The sequence below is a fragment of the Rhizobacter sp. genome (genome assembly GCA_019635355.1).
Classification (GTDB): Bacteria; Pseudomonadota; Gammaproteobacteria; order Burkholderiales; family Burkholderiaceae_C; genus Rhizobacter.
Genome location: JAHBZQ010000001.1, coordinates 3,402,724 through 3,419,011 on the forward strand (window position 1 = coordinate 3,402,724; position 16,288 = coordinate 3,419,011).

Consider the following 16,288-nt stretch of genomic DNA (forward strand, 5'->3'; position numbering starts at 1 on the left):
AAACGGTGTGCATCAATCCGCGAGCGCCAGCATCGCGCTCAAGCCGGTGCTGATGGCCACGGGGTAGGTCCAACGGCTCAATTCCTGCGACTCCGCCCCGGCAGCCAGCGGCTCGTCGGGCTTGCCCAGTCGAGGACGGCGCGCGTCGAACACCTTGATGCCCCCGAGCCGCTGGTCCAGCCGGACCGCCACATCGAGCAGTGGCCGCTTGGCCACCATCTTTTCGATCTTGACGCCGGGCTGCGCCTCGAACATCACTTCCACCTTGGCCAGCAGATCGGCCGCCCAGCGCTCGCGCCACTGCTGGCGGCCCGCCGCCGACACCCAGCGGCCGATGTGGCGCGTGAGGGTGGGCGGGCAGGCCACCAGGATCCAGTGACTGGCCTCGCCTTTTTGCACCAGCGGGGCCAGCATCTGCGCCGCATGCGGCGCGTCGTTCAGGAACACAGCGATCTTGTCCATCGGCGTTCTCCTTGCGTGGTTCTGTCAGGTGGCGGAAGGCCGGTTCGCGGGTGTACGGCGCGCCGACCACCAGCCGGCCGCGAGCACCCCCACGATGAGCACCGCATAGGTGACGATGCGGTTGACGGCACTCGGATCGAACACCTCGTCGAGCAGCGGCTCGCCGATGATCATGTGCGCCGCGGTGTAGGCCAGCACACCGGCACCGACGTAAGTGATGATGGGGAAGCGTTCCACGAGCTTCAGCACCAGGGTGCTACCCCACACCACGATGGGCACGCTGATCAGGAGGCCGATCACCACCAGTGTGAAATCGCCGTGGGCCGCGCCGGCCACGCCGAGCACGTTGTCCACGCCCATCAGCGCGTCGGCGATCACGATGGTCCGCATCGCGCCCCAGAAGGTGGTGACGGCCGGGCCGCCATGCTCGCCTTCTTCACCCGACCCCGGGGCGAGCAGCTTGTAGGCGATCCACACCAGCCCCAGGCCACCAAGCGCCATCAGACCGGGGATCCTGAGCAGCCACACCACGCCGACGGTCATGGCCGTGCGCATCGCAATGGCGCCGAAGGTGCCCCACAGGATGGCACGCTTCTGCAGGTGGGTGGGCAGGTTGCGCGCGGCGAGCGCGATCACGATGGCGTTGTCACCGGCCAGCACCAGGTCGATGAGCACGATGGCCAGCAAAGCTGACAGCCACGCGGAAGAGAAGAGTTCCATGAGGTCTCCAGGAGCGGTTGCACGACAGACGGTGCAAGCCCATGAGGACGGGTGGTGGAGGCGAGGGGCGGTCGCCTTCGAGCCTGCCGTCATCGGCTTGCATCGAAGGTCTTGCTCGGCTTGGAGTGAATCGTTATGGCCTGGCAAACCGGAAGCAACGCTTCGTATTGACGGCTTGCCGATACCCGGCGGACGGCACTGGTGCCACGGACCGGGTCGAGCTACTCCCCTTCAGCGGCCAGTATAGCCACCGGGGTTGTGCTTGGGGATGTGGGAAGTACGCCCCTCAGGCCCGCTGGCGCGCGTGCTGGCCACGGCGCTGCAGCCAGAGGCCCACCACCACGACCAGCGCGGCGCCGATGGCCCCGGCGATGTTGATCTGGGTGTGCGTCAGGTCGGGAAAGCGCTCGCTCACTGCCGGGTCGGTCAACAGCATCTCGCCCGCCAGGAAACCGAGCAGCGCAGCCCCCAGGGTGATGATGATCGGGAAGCGCTCCATCACCTTGAGCAGCAGCGTGCTGCCGAAGATGATCAGCGGAATGCTGACCGCGAGGCCGATCACGAGCAAAGGCGTGTCGCCCTTGGCCGCCGCGGCCACGGCCAGCACGTTGTCGAGGCTCATCACCAGATCGGCGACCAGGATGGTGCGGATGGCCGACATCATGCCGCCCGCTTGATGGCCCTCGCCATCGTCGTCGTCTTCCTCGTTCAGCAGCGAGATGCCGATGTAGACGAGCAGCAGCGCGCCGACGATCTTGAGGTAAGGCCACTTGAGCATCTCCACCGCGATCAGCGTGAGCACGATGCGCATCACGATGGCGGCAGCGCTGCCCCAGAAGATGGCCTTCTTCTGCTGGTGCGGGGGAAGGGAACGTGCGGCCAGCGCGATCACGACGGCGTTGTCACCCGAGAGGATGATGTTCGCGAGAATGATCGAGCCGAGAGCTGCCCAGAAGGCGGCAGAGGTGAAGTCCATTGGCTGGGCCCGTTTGTAGGTGGGAGTCAGAGGCCCGCGTGGGGGCCCCCTTGTCGAGCTGCCAGGATTCTAGAAAGCCGGCCGTGCCGCTACGTTCGTAGTAGTACGGACCGGCGAGGGGCCTCAGCTCAGATCAGACCCTTGAGCAAGCGACCCATCTCCGACGGGTTGCGCGTGACGGTGAAGCCGCACTCTTCCATGATCGCGAGCTTGGCGTCGGCCGTGTCGGCACCGCCCGAGATCAGCGCGCCGGCGTGGCCCATGCGCTTGCCCGGAGGCGCGGTCACGCCCGCGATGAAGCCGACGATCGGCTTCTTCATGTTGGCCTTGCACCAGCGGGCCGCATCGGCTTCGTCGGGGCCGCCGATCTCGCCGATCATGATCACGGCGTCGGTGTCGGGGTCGTCGTTGAAAAGCTTCATCACGTCGATGTGCTTCAGCCCGTTGATCGGGTCGCCGCCAATGCCCACCGCGCTCGACTGGCCGATGCCCAGGTCGCTGAGTTGCGCCACGGCTTCATAGGTCAGCGTGCCGGAACGCGACACGACGCCGATGCGGCCCTTCTTGTGGATGTGGCCCGGCATGATGCCGATCTTGATTTCTTCCGGCGTGATGAGGCCGGGGCAGTTAGGGCCCAGCAGCAGCGTCTTCTTGCCGCCCTTGGCTTCCTTGACCTTCATCTTGTTGCGCACTTCCAGCATGTCCTTGATGGGGATGCCTTCGGTGATGCAGATGGCCAGGTCGAGGTCGGCTTCGACAGCTTCCCAGATCGCGGCGGCCGCGCCCGCGGGCGGCACGTAGATCACCGAGACGGTAGCGCCGGTCTGAGCCTTCGCTTCCTTGACCGAGGCGTAGATGGGGATGTCGGAGAACTTCTCGCCGGCCTTCTTCGGGTTGACGCCGGCGACGAACGCGTTCTTGCCGTTGGCATACGCCTGGCAGCCGAGGGTGTGGAACTGGCCCGTCTTGCCCGTGATGCCCTGGGTGATGACCTTGGTGTCTTTGTTGATGAGGATGCTCATGTTCGTGTCCTAGCGTGATTACTTCAGGGCGGCCATCACTTTTTGCGCGGCCTCGGCCATCGAGTCGGCGCTGATGATGGGCAGGCCGGACTCGGCGAGCATCTTCTTGCCCAGCTCTTCGTTCGTGCCCTTCATGCGCACGACCAGCGGCACCTTCAGGTTGACCGCCTTGCACGCAGCGATCACGCCTTCGGCGATGGTGTCGCAGCGCATGATGCCGCCGAAGATGTTGACGAGGATCGCCTTCACCTTGGGGCTCTTCAGCATGATCTTGAAGGCTTCGGTCACCTTCTCGGCGGTGGCGCCGCCGCCCACGTCGAGGAAGTTGGCCGGCTCGCCGCCGAAGAGCTTGATGGTGTCCATCGTGGCCATCGCAAGACCCGCGCCGTTCACCAGGCAGCCGATGTTGCCGTCAAGCTGGATGTAGGCGAGGTCGAACTTCGAGGCTTCGATTTCCGCCGGGTCTTCTTCATCGAGGTCGCGGTAGGCCACGATCTCGGGGTGGCGGAAGAGGGCGTTGCTGTCGAAGTTGAACTTCGCATCGAGCGCGATCAGGTTGCCCTTGCTGTCGCAGTTGAGCGGGTTGATCTCGACCAGCGACGCGTCGGTGCTCATGTAGCAGTTGTAGAGCTTCTGGAACACGTCGACGGCCTGGGCATGCGAGCCTTCGGGCAGGCCGATCGCCTTCGCCACCTTCGTCGCCTGTTCGGCGGAGAGGCCGGTCAGCGGGTCGATGTACTCGGTGATGATCTTCTCGGGCGAGGAATGGGCCACCTCTTCGATGTCCATGCCGCCTTCGCTGGAGGCGATCAGCGCAACCTTCTGCGTGGCGCGGTCGGTGACCAGCGACACGTAGTACTCCTTCTTGATGTCGGCGCCTTCTTCGATGTACAGGCGGCGCACCTTCTGGCCTTCGGGGCCGGTCTGATGCGTCTTGAGCTGCATGCCGAGGATCTGGCCCGAGATCGTCTTCACGTCATCGAGCGACTTGGCGAGCTTCACGCCACCGCCCTTGCCACGGCCACCGGCGTGGATCTGGGCCTTCACCACCCACACGGGGCCACCCAGCTTCTGGGCGGCTTCAAAGGCCTCCTGCACGCTGAATGCGGGATAGCCGCGGGGGACCGGCACGCCGGCTTGGCGCAGGATTTCCTTGCCTTGGTACTCATGGATTTTCATCGCGGACTCTCTTCACTCGGTTTGCAGGGAACGTTTGAACAGCTGGGGGGAGAACTTCGGACTTCGCCGGCCGATACCAGCGCGGGTAGTGCAGCTTGACGGTCGGGCCGTCGGTGCGCAAGGCGTGGCAGCGGTCGAGCTGGAACGGCGGCTTGGCGTCGGCGCCATCACCACCGCGGGTGTTGATCACGTCGCCGGCAAACGCCTGCACCACTGCCGTGGGCAGCACCTGCGTCAGCTCGGTCAGGTGGGTGCAGCCTGCCACACCCCCCAAGCGCTCGTGGACGGCATAGCGGAAGCCGCGCATCAGGTTCAGGCCGGCCAGCTTCGTGTAGGCATCACCGTGGTCGTTGCAGGCGCCGGGGTAGGGCATGCCACGGGTTTCGGAGCCGGCCTCGAGCACGTTGAACTGCTCGTCGATGACGAGCCGCAGCAGCATGTCGTGGATGGGCTCGCCAGCACGGCGAAATTCGGTGTCGCGGGTCTTGACGTCGGTGATCACCGCGTCGACTTCCCACAACCCATTGCCACGCGCAAACACCTGCACGTCGATGCAGCGTGTGTGCTTGAGCTGGCGCTCGGGCGCGGCGGCAGGCAAGGCCATCGGGGCGTGTGGGTCTGGCGGAGGGCTGGCCCCAGCAAATGTGACGGGGCCGCGAAAGCTCGGCACTTTAGCATTGCGCACTGCACCAAATTAGCGCGCTCGTGCGGAACCCGCGCGCACCGTCGGGTCGATCCGTTCAGGCCGATTCGTCGTCGGCACCGCCTTGCAGCGCACGCCGGATCGCCTCGCCGGAAAAGCCGCGCGCCGCGAGAAAGCGCATCTGGCGTGCCCGTTCGGCCGCGTCTTGTGGCGGCTGACCGAACTTGCGCGCCCACACCTCGCGCGCGCGGGCGGCCTCGCTGCCCTTGAGCTGCTGCGCGGCCTCAGCGCTCAGGGCCACCCCGTGCTGTGCCAGCTCCTGCTTGATGCGCAGGTTGCCATAGCGCGCTGCCCGCACGTGGATGCGGCTTTCGACGAAACGCTCTTCGCTGAGATAACGGTTCGCCTGCAGCCAGTCGAGCACCCCGTCGACCTGCTCAGCCGCGCGGTCTTCATCGACCGGCAGCTCGCCCTCACCCGCAGGCTTGCGGGCGTGGACCATCAGCTTGCGCCTGAGCTCGCTGCGGCTGTGCTCCCGCTGCGCGAGGATCTGAAGGCCCCGGCCCTTCAGTGACAAGCGGGGCTTCATGCGCGGCGTTTATTCCTCGGCCGCCGCCGCTTCCTTGGCCGCACGGCCGCGCTTGGGGGCCGGCGCAGCAGCTTCTGCGTCACCTGACGCGCCCGGCAGCAGCGGAATGCCCATCGCCTCACGCACCTTGTTCTCGATCTCCACCGCCAGCACCGGGTTCTCGCGCAGGAACTCACGCGCGTTGTCCTTGCCCTGGCCGATCTTCTCGCCGTTGTAGGCGAACCAGGAGCCGCTCTTCTCGAGGATCTTGGCCTCGACGCCCATGTCGATCACCTCGCCTTCGCGGCTGATGCCCTGGCCGTAGAGGATGTCGAACTCGGCCGTCTTGAACGGGGGCGAGACCTTGTTCTTCACCACCTTCACCTTGGTCTCGTTGCCGATGACCTCTTCGCCCTTCTTGATGCTGCCGATGCGGCGGATGTCGAGCCGCACCGAGGCGTAGAACTTGAGCGCATTGCCGCCGGTGGTGGTCTCGGGCGAACCAAACATCACGCCGATCTTCATGCGGATCTGGTTGATGAAGATGACCATGGTGTTGGTCTTCTTGATGGTGGCGGTGAGCTTGCGCAGCGCCTGGCTCATGAGGCGGGCCTGCAGGCCCGGCAGCGAGTCGCCCATCTCGCCTTCGATTTCGGCCTTGGGCGTGAGCGCGGCCACCGAGTCGACGACCACGAGGTCGACCGAGCCCGAGCGCACCAGCGCGTCGACGATCTCGAGCGCCTGCTCACCCGTATCAGGCTGGCTGATGAGCATTTCCTGCAGGTTCACGCCGAGCTTCTGGGCGTAGGACGTGTCGAGCGCATGCTCCGCATCGATGAAGGCGCAAGTGCCACCCATCTTCTGCATCTGGGCGATGACCTGCAGCGTGAGCGTGGTCTTGCCCGACGATTCCGGGCCGTAGATCTCGACCACCCGGCCGCGCGGCAGGCCGCCGACGCCCAGCGCAATGTCCAGCCCCAGCGAGCCGGTGGAGACGACCTCGATGTCTTCGATCTTCTCGCCCTCGCCGAGCTTCATGATCGACCCCTTGCCGAACTGCTTTTCGATCTGGGCGAGTGCGGCTTGCAAGGCCTTGGCCTTTTCGGTGTTCAGGGCCTTGACGGGTGCGTCCATGAATTTCTCCTTGTGGATCAATGGGTTACCAGCTGCAATTAACGACAGGCTGGATGAATGAACAGCATTCTGCAAGCGGAGTAGATCGAAGTAAACCCACTTTTTGGTCAGTTTGCCTTACGATCTAGCCATGACGGCCCCGACCGCGAAAGACGCCTGGCGCCAGACCCACCTGGGCCGCTTGCTCGGCCACGCGCTGCGCCGTTTCGACGAGCGCGTGCTGGCGCTGATGGCCCGCAACGTCGAGGTGCCGCTGGCCCTGTCGAACCTCGCTGCGCGGGCGCAGGTGAGCGCGGCCCACATCCACATCACCCGTCACCTGGCGCTCGACGGCTCGCGCCTCACCGACCTCGCCGCCCGCGCCGGCATGAGCAAGCAGGCGATGGGCGACCTGGTCGACCAATGCGAGGCGTGGGGCCTGGTGAAGCGCGAGGCCGACGCGCGTGACAAACGCGCCCGCGTCGTGCGCTTCACCGAGACGGGCCTGGCCTGGCTCAAGGCCTTCGAGCAGGCCGTGGCCCAGGCCGACCGCGAGTTCCGCGCCGAGGTCGGGCCCGACGTCGCCACCGTCGTCTCGCTGGGCCTGGAGGCCTATGCCGGCGCCTGGTCACCGGGTTGATACCCCGCATGGTTCGCGTCAGCAATTTCATTCACACTGCCAGCGAGACAACACCAGGAGAACACCGATGCGGATACTGATTGCCGAAGACGATCAGGTCCTGGCCGACGGCCTCTTGCGCACGCTGCGCAACACCGGCTACGCCGTCGATGCGGTGGCCAGCGGCTCCGAGGCCGACGCGGCACTCGTCTCGCACGAGTTCGACCTGCTGATCCTCGACCTCGGCCTGCCCAAGCTGCACGGCCTGGAGGTGCTGCGCAAGCTGCGCGCGCGCGGCTCGGCGGTGCCGGTGCTGATCCTCACCGCGGCCGACAGCGTCGAGCAGCGCGTGAAGGGCCTGGACCTCGGCGCCGACGACTACATGGCCAAGCCCTTCTCGCTGCAGGAACTGGAAGCCCGCGTGCGGGCGTTGACGCGCCGCGGCCTCGGCACCGCGTCGAGCATCATCAAGCACGGCCCGCTCACCTTCGATGCGACGGGCCGCGTGGCCTACATCAACGACCAGATGATCGAGCTCTCGGCGCGCGAGCTGAGCCTGCTCGAAGCGCTGCTGCAGCGCGCCGGCCGCCTCGTCAGCAAGGACCACCTCGTCGAGCGCCTGTGTGAATGGGGCGAAGAGGTGAGCAACAACGCGATCGAGGTCTACATCCACCGGTTGCGCAAGAAGATCGAACAGGGGCCGATCCGCATCGCCACGGTACGTGGCCTTGGCTACTGTCTGGAAAAGATTCCGAACTGATGACAGCCCCCCAGTCGCTTTCACTCCTGCCCCCAAGGGGCGCCGTCCGGCTTGGGGCGGCCCGGCGCCGGACCTAGGTGGCCCTGCGCAGAGAGCAACGCTCCCTCTTCGGCGAGATCCTCGATTGGATGCTCGCCCCGCTGCTGCTGCTGTGGCCGATGAGCGTCGTGCTCACCTGGCTGGTGGCGCAGGGCATCGCCAACAAGCCCTTCGACCGCCAGCTGGGCGAACTCACACGCCTGCTGTCGCAGCAGATCACGCTGCAGGTGCAGGACGACGGCGCGCAACATGCCAGCTTCTCGCTCACCCGCGGCACGGCCGACCTGCTGCAGACCGACGAGACCGACACGCTCTACTACCAGGTGCTGGGCCTGCGTGGTGAATTCCTGAGCGGCGACCGCACCCTGCCCGTGCCGCCCGACGACGACCGCGGCGCCCTGGGCCTGCTGCGCTTTCGCGACGACACCATCGGCGGCGAGCCGGTGCGCGTCGCCTACCAGTGGGTCGCCGTGCCAGGTTCCAACGGTGGGGCCGCCTTGGTGCAGGCCGCCGAGACCCTCGGCAAACGCTCGCGCCTGGCCACCGAGATCATCAAGGGCGTGATGCTGCCGCAGTTCGTGATCCTGCCGCTGGCGGTGCTGCTGGTGTGGCTCGCGCTCGTGCGTGGCATCGCGCCGCTCAACGAGCTGCAGCAGCGCATCCGCCACCGCGAGAGCCACGACCTGAGCCCAATCGACGAGCGCGAGGTGCCCGAGGAAGTGTCACCCCTCGTGCGCGCGATCAACGACCTGCTGATGCGGCTCGACCGCAGCATCAGCACGCAGAAGCACTTCCTCGCCGACGCGGCGCATCAGTTGAAGACCCCGCTCGCCGGCCTGCGCACGCAGGCCGAACTCGCGCAACGCGAGATCGACGCCGGCCAGACCGACCCGCAGTCGCTGAAGAAGTCGCTGCAGCTCATCGCCCGCAGCAGCCAGCGCGCCGCGCGCATGGTCAACCAGCTGCTGGCGATGGCCCGCGCCGAAGACGCCTCGCAGGCGCAGACGCACCAGCCCGTCAACTTCGCGCGGGTGGCCACCGAGGTGGTGCACGACTTCGTGCCGCGCGCGCTCGAAAAGCGCATCGACCTCGGCTACGAAGGCCCGAGCACCGGCGACGCCTCCAAGCCCATGGTGCTCGGCCAGCCGGTGCTGCTGCGCGAGCTGGTGCGCAACCTCGTCGACAACGCCCTGCAGTACACGCCCGAGGGCGGCACCGTCACCGTGCGGGTCGTCGACGACCCCTTCGGCCAGGTCGTCGTGCTGCAAGTCGAAGACTCGGGCCCGGGCATCGCGCCGGCCGAGCGCGACAAGGTGTTCCAGCCTTTCTACCGGGCGCTCGGCACCAACGTCGACGGCTCGGGCCTCGGCCTCGCCATCGTCAAGGAGATCGCGCAACAGCACCACGCCGAGATCGCCCTCGAAGACGCCAACCTGCGCCACCGCAGCGGCATGCTCACCGAGCATGCGGGCGCCGCCTTCGGGCCGGGTGCGCGCTTCACCGTGCGCTTCGCGGCGGCGCTCCCCGACAGCCCCACGGCCGCCGCCGCGGACGAGCCTCGCTAGACTGGCCGCACACCTCCCCTTCGTCTCGCATGGCCTCGTCATCCTCCGCTTCCACACGACAACTCGACCTCGCCCTGCAAGGCGGCGGCTCGCACGGCGCCTTCACCTGGGGCGTGCTCGACCGGCTGCTGGAAGAGGAAGACATCCTCTTCAGCGGCATCTCGGGCACCAGCGCCGGCGCCCTCAATGCCGCGGTGATGGCGACCGGCTTCCACAGGGGCAAGCGCCCCGGCGCACGCGAGGCGCTCACCGAGTTCTGGCACGACGTGAGCCGCTCCGGCTCCATCTTTTCGCCCTTCTCCGCGGGCAAGACCAACGGCCTGCACGACAGCCTCCAACTCGACCGCCTGCCGGGCTACCAGTGGGTCAGCGCCTTCTTCCGCTCGTTCAGCCCCTACGAGTTCAACCCGCTCAACCTCAACCCGCTGCGCGACGTGGTGCGCCGGCACGTGGACGAAGAAGCCCTGCACCACTGCCGCTTCAAGCTCTTCGTCACGGCCACGAGCGTGACCACCGGCCAGGCGCGTGTGTTCACACGGCCCGAGCTGAGCCTGGAAGCGCTGATGGCTTCGGCCTGCCTGCCGTTCCTCTTCCAGGCGGTCGAGATCGACGGCGAGCCCTATTGGGACGGCGGCTACACCGGCAACCCGGCCATCTACCCGCTGATCTACAACACCGAAGCGCTCGACATCCTGCTCGTGCGCATCAACCCGCTCGTGCGCAGCGGCACGCCCACGCGCAGCGAAGAGATCCTCGACCGCTTGAGTGAGATCACCTTCAACGCGAGCCTGATGGGCGAGATGCGCGCCATCGCCTTCGTCTCGCGCCTGATGCGCGAAGGCAAGCTCGACGCCGGCAAATACAAGGACCTGCGCCTGCACATGGTGGCCGACGATGACCAGCTCGGCCCGCTCGGCCCCAACACCAAATTCAACACCGACCGCGCCTTCCTCGAGCGCCTGCGCGACATGGGCCGCGACGCCGCGCAGGCCTGGCTCCAGAACCACAAGGCCGACATCGGCGTGCGCGGCACGCTGGACGTGGAGCGTGAGTTCCTCACGCCGCGCAAGCCTCGCGCCACGCCGTGAAGGCACCTGAAACCGCGCCGTAACCGCACAGCGCCGATGATGGCGGGATGCCCGCTTCGATTCCCGCCGCTCCCCGCCCCAGCCTCGTCGCGCTGACCCTGCCCCTGCTGGCCGAGCTGGTGCTCGGCATGGCCGTGGGCGTGGCAGGCCTGTGGCTCGCCTCGCGCGTGTCCGACACCGCGTCGGGCGCGTTCGCGCTCTCCAATCACGTACAGGTCTCGTTCTTCCTGCTGTTTCGCATCATCAGCATGGGCGTGAGCGTGACCATCAGCCAGAGCCTCGGCGCCGGCGACCGGGCGAGCGCCGACCTCACCGCACGCTCGGTGCTGGCCGCCAGCACCTGGCTGGGCCTCGTCGCGGGCGCGGCCCTTGCGCTCTTCGCGACACCGCTGCTGCACCTGGTGAACGCGCCGGCCGAGGTGTTGCCGCTCGCCACGCCGTACCTGCGCATCCTCGCGATCTCCCTCGCGCTCGACGCCTTCAACGCCAGCATGGCCGCCGTGATGCGCGCCCACATGCATGCGCGCGACACGCTCTACAACATGCTCGCGATGCACGGCGTGCACCTCCTGCTGTCGGTGCTGCTGATGCCCTCGATGGGGCTCGCCGGGTATGCGGTGGCCGCCGCGGTGAGCCGTGCCTTCGGCGTCGGCTTCCATCTCTTCCTGTGGCGCTGGCGCCTGCAACTCGTGCCGCACGCGGCCGACTGGTGGCGCCTGCAGCCGAAGCTGCTTGCCCCCGTGCTGCACATCGGCCTGCCGGGTGCGGCCGAGACCATCGCCTACCGGCTCGCGCTGATGGTCACCATCGCGCTGGCGGCCGGCATGGGCACCCACGCCCTGGCCACGCACAGCTACACCATGCAGCTGATGTATTTCATCCTGGTGTTCGGGCTGGCGATCGGCTTTGCGAGCGAGATCCTCGTGGGCTACCTGGTCGGTGCGCGGCAGCTGCACGCGGCGCACGCGCTGGTGCGCAAGAGCCTGCGCTACGGGCTCGTCGTCTCGACCGGCGTGGCCCTGCTGGCGGCGCTCGCCGGCCCGTGGCTGATGCGGCTCTTCACGCACGACGAACGCATCATCGAACTCGCCAGCACGCTGCTCTGGGTCACGGTGCTGCTGGAGCCCGGGCGCACCTTCAACCTCGTCGTCATCAACGCGCTGCGCGCGACCGGCGATGCGCGCTTCCCGGTGGTCGCCGGCATCGCCTCGATGGTGTTCGTGATGGCGGGCGGCGCCTGGCTGCTGGGCGAGGTGATGGGGCTCGGGCTCGTGGGCGTGTGGATCGCCTACGCGGCCGACGAGTGGGTGCGCGGCCTCACCATGTGCGCCCGCTGGTGGCGGCGCGGCTGGGTGCCGTCGGCGCGCGCCACGCACCGTCGGCTGACGCGGCAGCGCACGGCGCTCACGGCCGGGGGCTGAGTTCAGCCGCGCTCGCGGCGGCGCAGGAGTTCGAAGACGATGGCATCGTCCATGCCGGCGAGGCCCCGCTCGCAGGCCTGCGCGAAAACAGCCGCCGCCTGCTCGCCGATCGGCGTGGCGGCACCGGCTTCGCGCGCCATGCCGAGCGCGAGGTGGGTGTCCTTGTTCAAGAGGCTCGCGTGGGCGCGCGGCAGGTAGTCGCCCTGCAGCGCACGGCGCAGGCGGTCGCTGCCGATCCAGCTCTGGCCGCTGCTCTGCTCGATGACGGCCAGCGTGCGCGGCAGGTTCAGGCCCAGCTGCGAGGCGAGCGCCATCGCTTCGGCCGCGCCGGCGAGGTTGATGCCGGCGAGCAGGTTGTTGACGAGCTTGGTGCGCGCGCCATCGCCGGGCCGCGCGCCGAGGTGGAAGACCTTGGACGAGAGCGTGTCGACGAGCGTGCGGTGCCGCTGCAGCAGCGCCGGCTCGCAGGCCAGCATCAGGCTCATGCTGCCGTCGCGCGCCCGCTCGGGGCCGCCCGACATCGGCGCGTCGAACCAGCCGATGCCGCGCGCCACCAGTGCCTGCACCAGCCGCTCGGTGTCGGCGGGGGCGATGGTCGGGCACAGCATCACCGCCGAGCCGGGCGGCAGGGCGTGCGCCGCGCCGTGCGGGCCGAAGAGCACCGCCTCGGTCTGCGCCGCGTCGACCACCGCGACGATCACCACGTCGCTCGACGCCGCCAGCCCACTCGGCGTGGGGCAGGCCATCGCGCCGAGCGCCACCGCCTGCGCCTCGCGCTGGGCATCGATGTCGTGCACCGCCACGAGATAGTCCTGCGACAGCAGGCGGCCGGCCATCGCACCACCCATGTTGCCCACGCCGATGATCCCCACCCGCGGCACGGGCCAGGCGACGGGAAGGCGCTCCGGGTCCATCCGAGGCTCAGCGGCGCATGAAGCGCCGGCTCTTCGAGATCGACATCAGGATGCCGAGCCCGAGGCCGAGCGTCACCATCGCGGTGCCGCCGTAGCTGATGAAGGGCAGCGGCACGCCGACCACCGGCAGGATGCCGCTCACCATGCCCATGTTGACGAAGGCGTAGGTGAAGAAGCTGAGCGTGATCGCCCCGGCCAGCAGGCGCGAGAAGACGCTCGGCGCGTCGGCCGCGATCATCAGCCCGCGGAAGATGAGGAAGATGAAGCCGAGCAGCAGCAGCGCAAAGCCCATCAGGCCGAACTCTTCGGAGAAGGCCGCGAAGATGAAGTCGGTGGTGCGCTCGGGGATGAACTCGAGGTGGGTCTGCGTGCCCTTCATGAAGCCCTTGCCCGACAGGCCGCCCGAGCCGATGGCGATCATGCCCTGGATGATGTGGAAGCCCTTGCCCAGCGGGTCGGTCGTCGGGTCGAGCAGGGTGCAGACGCGGTTCTTCTGGTACTCGCGCAAGACGTGCCACTCCACGCCCGGCTGGCAGATGTGGTCCTCCGACAGCACGAGCGCCGTGATGCCGATGGCACCGACCACGAGCACCGGGATGATGAGCTTCCACGACAGGCCGGCGAAGAAGATCACGTAGAGCCCGGCCGAGAGCACGAGGATGGCCGTGCCGAGGTCGGGCTGCTTGACGATCAGGCCCACCGGCACCGCGAGAATCACGAGCGCCACCAGGAAGTCGCTCACCCGCAGCGCGCCTTCGCGCCGCTGGAACCACCAGGCCAGCATCAGCGGCACGGCGATCTTGAGCATCTCGCTCGGCTGGATGACCACGCCCACGTTGAGCCAGCGGGTGGCGCCCTTCTTGGTGATGCCGAAAAGCGCCACCGCGATGAGCAGCAGCACGCCCGCCGCGTAGAGCGGCACCGCCAGGCGCATCAGCTTTTGCGGCGGCACCTGCGCCACGACGAAGAGGATGGCGAAAGCCAGCAGCATGTTGCGGCCGTGGTCGACGAAGCGGGTGCCGTGGTCGAAGCCGGCGGAGTACATCGTCACGAGGCCGAGCCCGGCCAGCCAGAAGATCGCGAAGAGCAGGGGCCCGTCGAAGCCGGTGAAGATCGGCTTGATGCGGTTCCAGAGCGAGGGTTTTTCGAAGACGACGCTCATGGCCGTGCCTTTTCAGGGGCGGAGGCGGCGGTGGCCGCAGCGGTGACGACACCCACCGGCGCCGCCGCGAACCCGGCCGCGCCCGGCAAGGGCACGGCCGACGCGGCCCGCGGCGTACCGACCGGTGCCGCGGTCTTGCCTTCGCGCGTGAGCGCGATGTCTTCCTCGCTCGGGTACTGGCCGAGCAGCACGTAGTCCATCACCCGGCGTGCGATCGGCGCGGCGCTGGCCGCGCCGAAGCCGGCGTTCTCGACGATCACCGCCAGCGCGATGGTCGGGTTCTCGATCGGCGCAAAGGCGATGTAGAGCGCGTGATCGCGCTTGTGTTCTTCGAGCTTGCTGGCGTTGTATTTCTCGTTGGCCCGCACGCCCACGGCCTGCGCGGTGCCGGTCTTGCCGCCGCTCGGGTAACCCGCGCCGGCAAACACCCGCGCGCCGGTGCCGGCCGTCACCACCTGCTGCATGCCTTGCACGACGACGGCCACCTGCTCGGGCCTGAGCGGCAAGGAGTCGAGGGCGGCATGGGCCACCTGCCGCCGCTCGCGCGTGACCACGTCTTCCACCTCGCGCACGATGCGCGGCTTGTAGCGCTCGCCCTTGGTCACGAGCGTGGAGACCGCGCTGGCCAGCTGCAGCATGGTGAAGTTGTTGTAGCCCTGGCCGATGCCGAGCGAGATGGTCTCGCCGGCGTACCACTTCTGCTGCTCGGGCTTCTTGTAGGCACGGCGCTTCCACTCGGTGGAGGGCAGGAGACCCGTCACCTCGCCTTCGATGTCGATGCCGGTCTTGCGGCCGAAGCCGAAGGGCTCGAGTTCATCGTGCATCAGGTCCACGCCCATCTCGTTGGCAAGCGAGTAGAAGTAGACGTTGCTGGAGAGCGCGATGGCACGCACCATGTCGACCGGCCCGAGGCCGTGGTCACCGTGGCTGCGGAAGGTGTGGTTGCCGAAGACGAAGCTGCCGCCGTCGTGGATGATCTGCGTGGCGCTGCGCTTGCCGCTGTTGAGCGCGGCCATCGCCATGAAGGGCTTGAAGGTGGAGCCCGGCGGGTAGGTGCCCCGCAGGGCCCGGTTCAAGAGCGGCTTGTCGATCGACTCGTTGAGCTCCTTCCAGGAGTCGAAGTCGATGCCGTCGACGAAGAGGTTGGGGTCGAAGGTGGGCTTGCTGACGAAGGCCAGCACTTCACCGTTGCGCGGGTCGAGGGCGACGAGCGCGCCGCGCCGGTCGCCGTAGAGCTGCTCGACGAGCGCCTGCAGCCGGATGTCGACCGAGAGGATGAGCTTGTTGCCAGGGGTCGGCGGGCTGCTCTTGAGCCGCCGCACGGCACGTCCGCCGGCACTCGTCTCCACTTCCTCGACGCCGGTCAGGCCGTGCAGCTCCGATTCGTAGCTCTGCTCCACGCCGAGCTTGCCGATGTATTCGGTGCCGCGGTAGTTGTCGAGCTTCTCTTCCTCCCAGTCTTCCATCGCGGCCTTCTCGGCCTGGTTGATGCGGCCGATGTAGCCGAGCAGGTGGCTGCCCACCTCGCCGAGCGGGTAGTTGCGGAAGAGCCGGGCCTTGATGTCGACGCCGGGAAAACGGAAACGCTGCGCGGTGAAGCGGGCCACTTCCTCGTCGGTGAGCTTGGTGCGGATCGGCAGCGACTCGAAGCTCTTGCTTTCTTCCAGCAGCCGCTTGAAGCGCTTGTGGTCGCGGGGCTGGATCTCGATGATGGACTCGAGCCCGGCGATGGTGGCGTCGAGGTCGGCCACCTTCGTCGGGGTGATCTCCAGCGTGTAGGCCGAGTAGTTGTTGGCCAGCACCACGCCATTGCGGTCGACGATGAGGCCGCGGTTGGGCACGATGGGCACGACCGCGATGCGGTTGTTCTCGGCCTGGGTCGAGAGTTCGTCGTGGCGCGTGACCTGCAGCACCACCAGGCGTGCGGCGAGCAACCCGAAAGCGAGCAGCACGAAGGCAGCGGCCGCGAGCAGGCGGGTGCGAAAGCGCCCGACTTCCTGCTCGACGTTGCGAAGTTCTGTCATGGGTGGCCTCAGT

The 16,288-nt window shown here is 67.7% G+C and carries 16 protein-coding genes; 5 read left to right on the top strand and 11 right to left on the bottom strand.

The window, feature by feature from the left end; genetic code table 11:
- Window positions 1-12: 12 nt before the first annotated feature.
- The 8 genes from KF892_15525 to recA all read right to left on the bottom strand — a co-directional run bounded on the left by KF892_15525 (window position 13) and on the right by recA (window position 6,704).
- The gene (locus KF892_15525) at window positions 13-462 is read right to left on the bottom strand and encodes a hypothetical protein (protein ID MBX3626428.1); all 450 of its coding nucleotides are present in this window, start codon (window positions 460-462) and stop codon (window positions 13-15) included.
- Window positions 463-486: 24 nt separating this feature from the next.
- Window positions 487-1,182, bottom strand: a complete 696-nt coding sequence (locus KF892_15530) for a TerC family protein (protein MBX3626429.1) — start codon at window positions 1,180-1,182, stop codon at window positions 487-489.
- A 286-nt stretch (window positions 1,183-1,468) separates the two neighbouring features.
- On the bottom strand, window positions 1,469-2,158 hold the full coding sequence (locus KF892_15535; protein MBX3626430.1) for a TerC family protein: 690 nt from the start codon (window positions 2,156-2,158) through the stop codon (window positions 1,469-1,471).
- 128 nt (window positions 2,159-2,286) lie between these two features.
- Window positions 2,287-3,180 carry a succinate--CoA ligase subunit alpha gene (sucD, locus tag KF892_15540; protein ID MBX3626431.1) on the bottom strand — a complete coding sequence of 298 codons (894 nt, stop codon included), beginning with the start codon at window positions 3,178-3,180 and terminating at the stop codon, window positions 2,287-2,289.
- 18 nt (window positions 3,181-3,198) lie between these two features.
- Complete coding sequence (gene sucC / locus KF892_15545) at window positions 3,199-4,359, bottom strand: ADP-forming succinate--CoA ligase subunit beta (GenBank protein MBX3626432.1); 1,161 nt, start codon at window positions 4,357-4,359, stop codon at window positions 3,199-3,201.
- On the bottom strand, window positions 4,346-4,963 hold the full coding sequence (locus tag KF892_15550; protein MBX3626433.1) for a DUF2889 domain-containing protein: 618 nt from the start codon (window positions 4,961-4,963) through the stop codon (window positions 4,346-4,348). Before KF892_15550 ends, sucC begins: the two co-directional genes overlap by 14 nt.
- A 136-nt stretch (window positions 4,964-5,099) precedes the next feature.
- Window positions 5,100-5,591 carry a recombination regulator RecX gene (gene recX / locus KF892_15555; GenBank protein MBX3626434.1) on the bottom strand — a complete coding sequence of 164 codons (492 nt, stop codon included), beginning with the start codon at window positions 5,589-5,591 and terminating at the stop codon, window positions 5,100-5,102.
- Window positions 5,592-5,600: 9 nt separating this feature from the next.
- Window positions 5,601-6,704 carry a recombinase RecA gene (gene recA / locus KF892_15560; GenBank protein MBX3626435.1) on the bottom strand — a complete coding sequence of 368 codons (1,104 nt, stop codon included), beginning with the start codon at window positions 6,702-6,704 and terminating at the stop codon, window positions 5,601-5,603.
- Between the two features lie 130 nt (window positions 6,705-6,834).
- Between recA and KF892_15565 the strand changes: the two genes are divergently transcribed.
- From KF892_15565 to KF892_15585, 5 genes are all read left to right on the top strand, one after another.
- Window positions 6,835-7,323, top strand: a complete 489-nt coding sequence (locus tag KF892_15565) for a winged helix-turn-helix transcriptional regulator (protein MBX3626436.1) — start codon at window positions 6,835-6,837, stop codon at window positions 7,321-7,323.
- Window positions 7,324-7,390: 67 nt separating this feature from the next.
- Entirely contained in the window at window positions 7,391-8,062 is a 672-nt protein-coding gene (locus tag KF892_15570; GenBank protein ID MBX3626437.1) for a response regulator transcription factor, read from the top strand.
- 128 nt (window positions 8,063-8,190) lie between these two features.
- Window positions 8,191-9,666 carry a sensor histidine kinase N-terminal domain-containing protein gene (locus KF892_15575; protein ID MBX3626438.1) on the top strand — a complete coding sequence of 492 codons (1,476 nt, stop codon included), beginning with the start codon at window positions 8,191-8,193 and terminating at the stop codon, window positions 9,664-9,666.
- A 29-nt stretch (window positions 9,667-9,695) separates the two neighbouring features.
- Window positions 9,696-10,754 carry a patatin-like phospholipase family protein gene (locus KF892_15580; GenBank protein ID MBX3626439.1) on the top strand — a complete coding sequence of 353 codons (1,059 nt, stop codon included), beginning with the start codon at window positions 9,696-9,698 and terminating at the stop codon, window positions 10,752-10,754.
- 47 nt (window positions 10,755-10,801) lie between these two features.
- The gene (locus KF892_15585; GenBank protein ID MBX3626440.1) at window positions 10,802-12,175 is read left to right on the top strand and encodes an MATE family efflux transporter; all 1,374 of its coding nucleotides are present in this window, start codon (window positions 10,802-10,804) and stop codon (window positions 12,173-12,175) included.
- Window positions 12,176-12,177: 2 nt separating this feature from the next.
- Here the strand turns inward: KF892_15585 and KF892_15590 are convergent, their stop codons facing one another.
- The 3 genes from KF892_15590 to mrdA are packed head-to-tail and all read right to left on the bottom strand — an operon-like array spanning window position 12,178 to window position 16,275.
- Window positions 12,178-13,089, bottom strand: coding sequence for an NAD(P)-dependent oxidoreductase (locus KF892_15590; protein MBX3626441.1), 912 nt, complete (start codon window positions 13,087-13,089; stop codon window positions 12,178-12,180).
- 7 nt (window positions 13,090-13,096) lie between these two features.
- Complete coding sequence (rodA, locus tag KF892_15595; GenBank protein MBX3626442.1) at window positions 13,097-14,251, bottom strand: rod shape-determining protein RodA; 1,155 nt, start codon at window positions 14,249-14,251, stop codon at window positions 13,097-13,099.
- A complete protein-coding gene (gene mrdA, locus KF892_15600; GenBank protein ID MBX3626443.1) occupies window positions 14,248-16,275 on the bottom strand; it encodes a penicillin-binding protein 2 in 2,028 nt (675 codons plus the stop codon). Before mrdA ends, rodA begins: the two co-directional genes overlap by 4 nt.
- Window positions 16,276-16,288: the final 13 nt, after the last annotated feature.

Excerpts from the sequence above, each read along its gene's own strand:
- KF892_15525 (MBX3626428.1), bottom strand. The coding sequence starts at position 462 with ATGGACAAGATCGCTGTGTTCCTGAACGACGCGCCGCATGCGGCGCAG.
- KF892_15530 (MBX3626429.1), bottom strand. The coding sequence starts at position 1,182 with ATGGAACTCTTCTCTTCCGCGTGGCTGTCAGCTTTGCTGGCCATCGTG.
- KF892_15535 (MBX3626430.1), bottom strand. The coding sequence starts at position 2,158 with ATGGACTTCACCTCTGCCGCCTTCTGGGCAGCTCTCGGCTCGATCATT.
- sucD (MBX3626431.1), bottom strand. The coding sequence starts at position 3,180 with ATGAGCATCCTCATCAACAAAGACACCAAGGTCATCACCCAGGGCATC.
- sucC (MBX3626432.1), bottom strand. The coding sequence starts at position 4,359 with ATGAAAATCCATGAGTACCAAGGCAAGGAAATCCTGCGCCAAGCCGGC.
- KF892_15550 (MBX3626433.1), bottom strand. The coding sequence starts at position 4,963 with ATGGCCTTGCCTGCCGCCGCGCCCGAGCGCCAGCTCAAGCACACACGC.
- recX (MBX3626434.1), bottom strand. The coding sequence starts at position 5,591 with ATGAAGCCCCGCTTGTCACTGAAGGGCCGGGGCCTTCAGATCCTCGCG.
- recA (MBX3626435.1), bottom strand. The coding sequence starts at position 6,704 with ATGGACGCACCCGTCAAGGCCCTGAACACCGAAAAGGCCAAGGCCTTG.
- KF892_15565 (MBX3626436.1), top strand. The coding sequence starts at position 6,835 with ATGACGGCCCCGACCGCGAAAGACGCCTGGCGCCAGACCCACCTGGGC.
- KF892_15570 (MBX3626437.1), top strand. The coding sequence starts at position 7,391 with ATGCGGATACTGATTGCCGAAGACGATCAGGTCCTGGCCGACGGCCTC.
- KF892_15575 (MBX3626438.1), top strand. The coding sequence starts at position 8,191 with ATGCTCGCCCCGCTGCTGCTGCTGTGGCCGATGAGCGTCGTGCTCACC.
- KF892_15580 (MBX3626439.1), top strand. The coding sequence starts at position 9,696 with ATGGCCTCGTCATCCTCCGCTTCCACACGACAACTCGACCTCGCCCTG.
- KF892_15585 (MBX3626440.1), top strand. The coding sequence starts at position 10,802 with ATGCCCGCTTCGATTCCCGCCGCTCCCCGCCCCAGCCTCGTCGCGCTG.
- KF892_15590 (MBX3626441.1), bottom strand. The coding sequence starts at position 13,089 with ATGGACCCGGAGCGCCTTCCCGTCGCCTGGCCCGTGCCGCGGGTGGGG.
- rodA (MBX3626442.1), bottom strand. The coding sequence starts at position 14,251 with ATGAGCGTCGTCTTCGAAAAACCCTCGCTCTGGAACCGCATCAAGCCG.
- mrdA (MBX3626443.1), bottom strand. The coding sequence starts at position 16,275 with ATGACAGAACTTCGCAACGTCGAGCAGGAAGTCGGGCGCTTTCGCACC.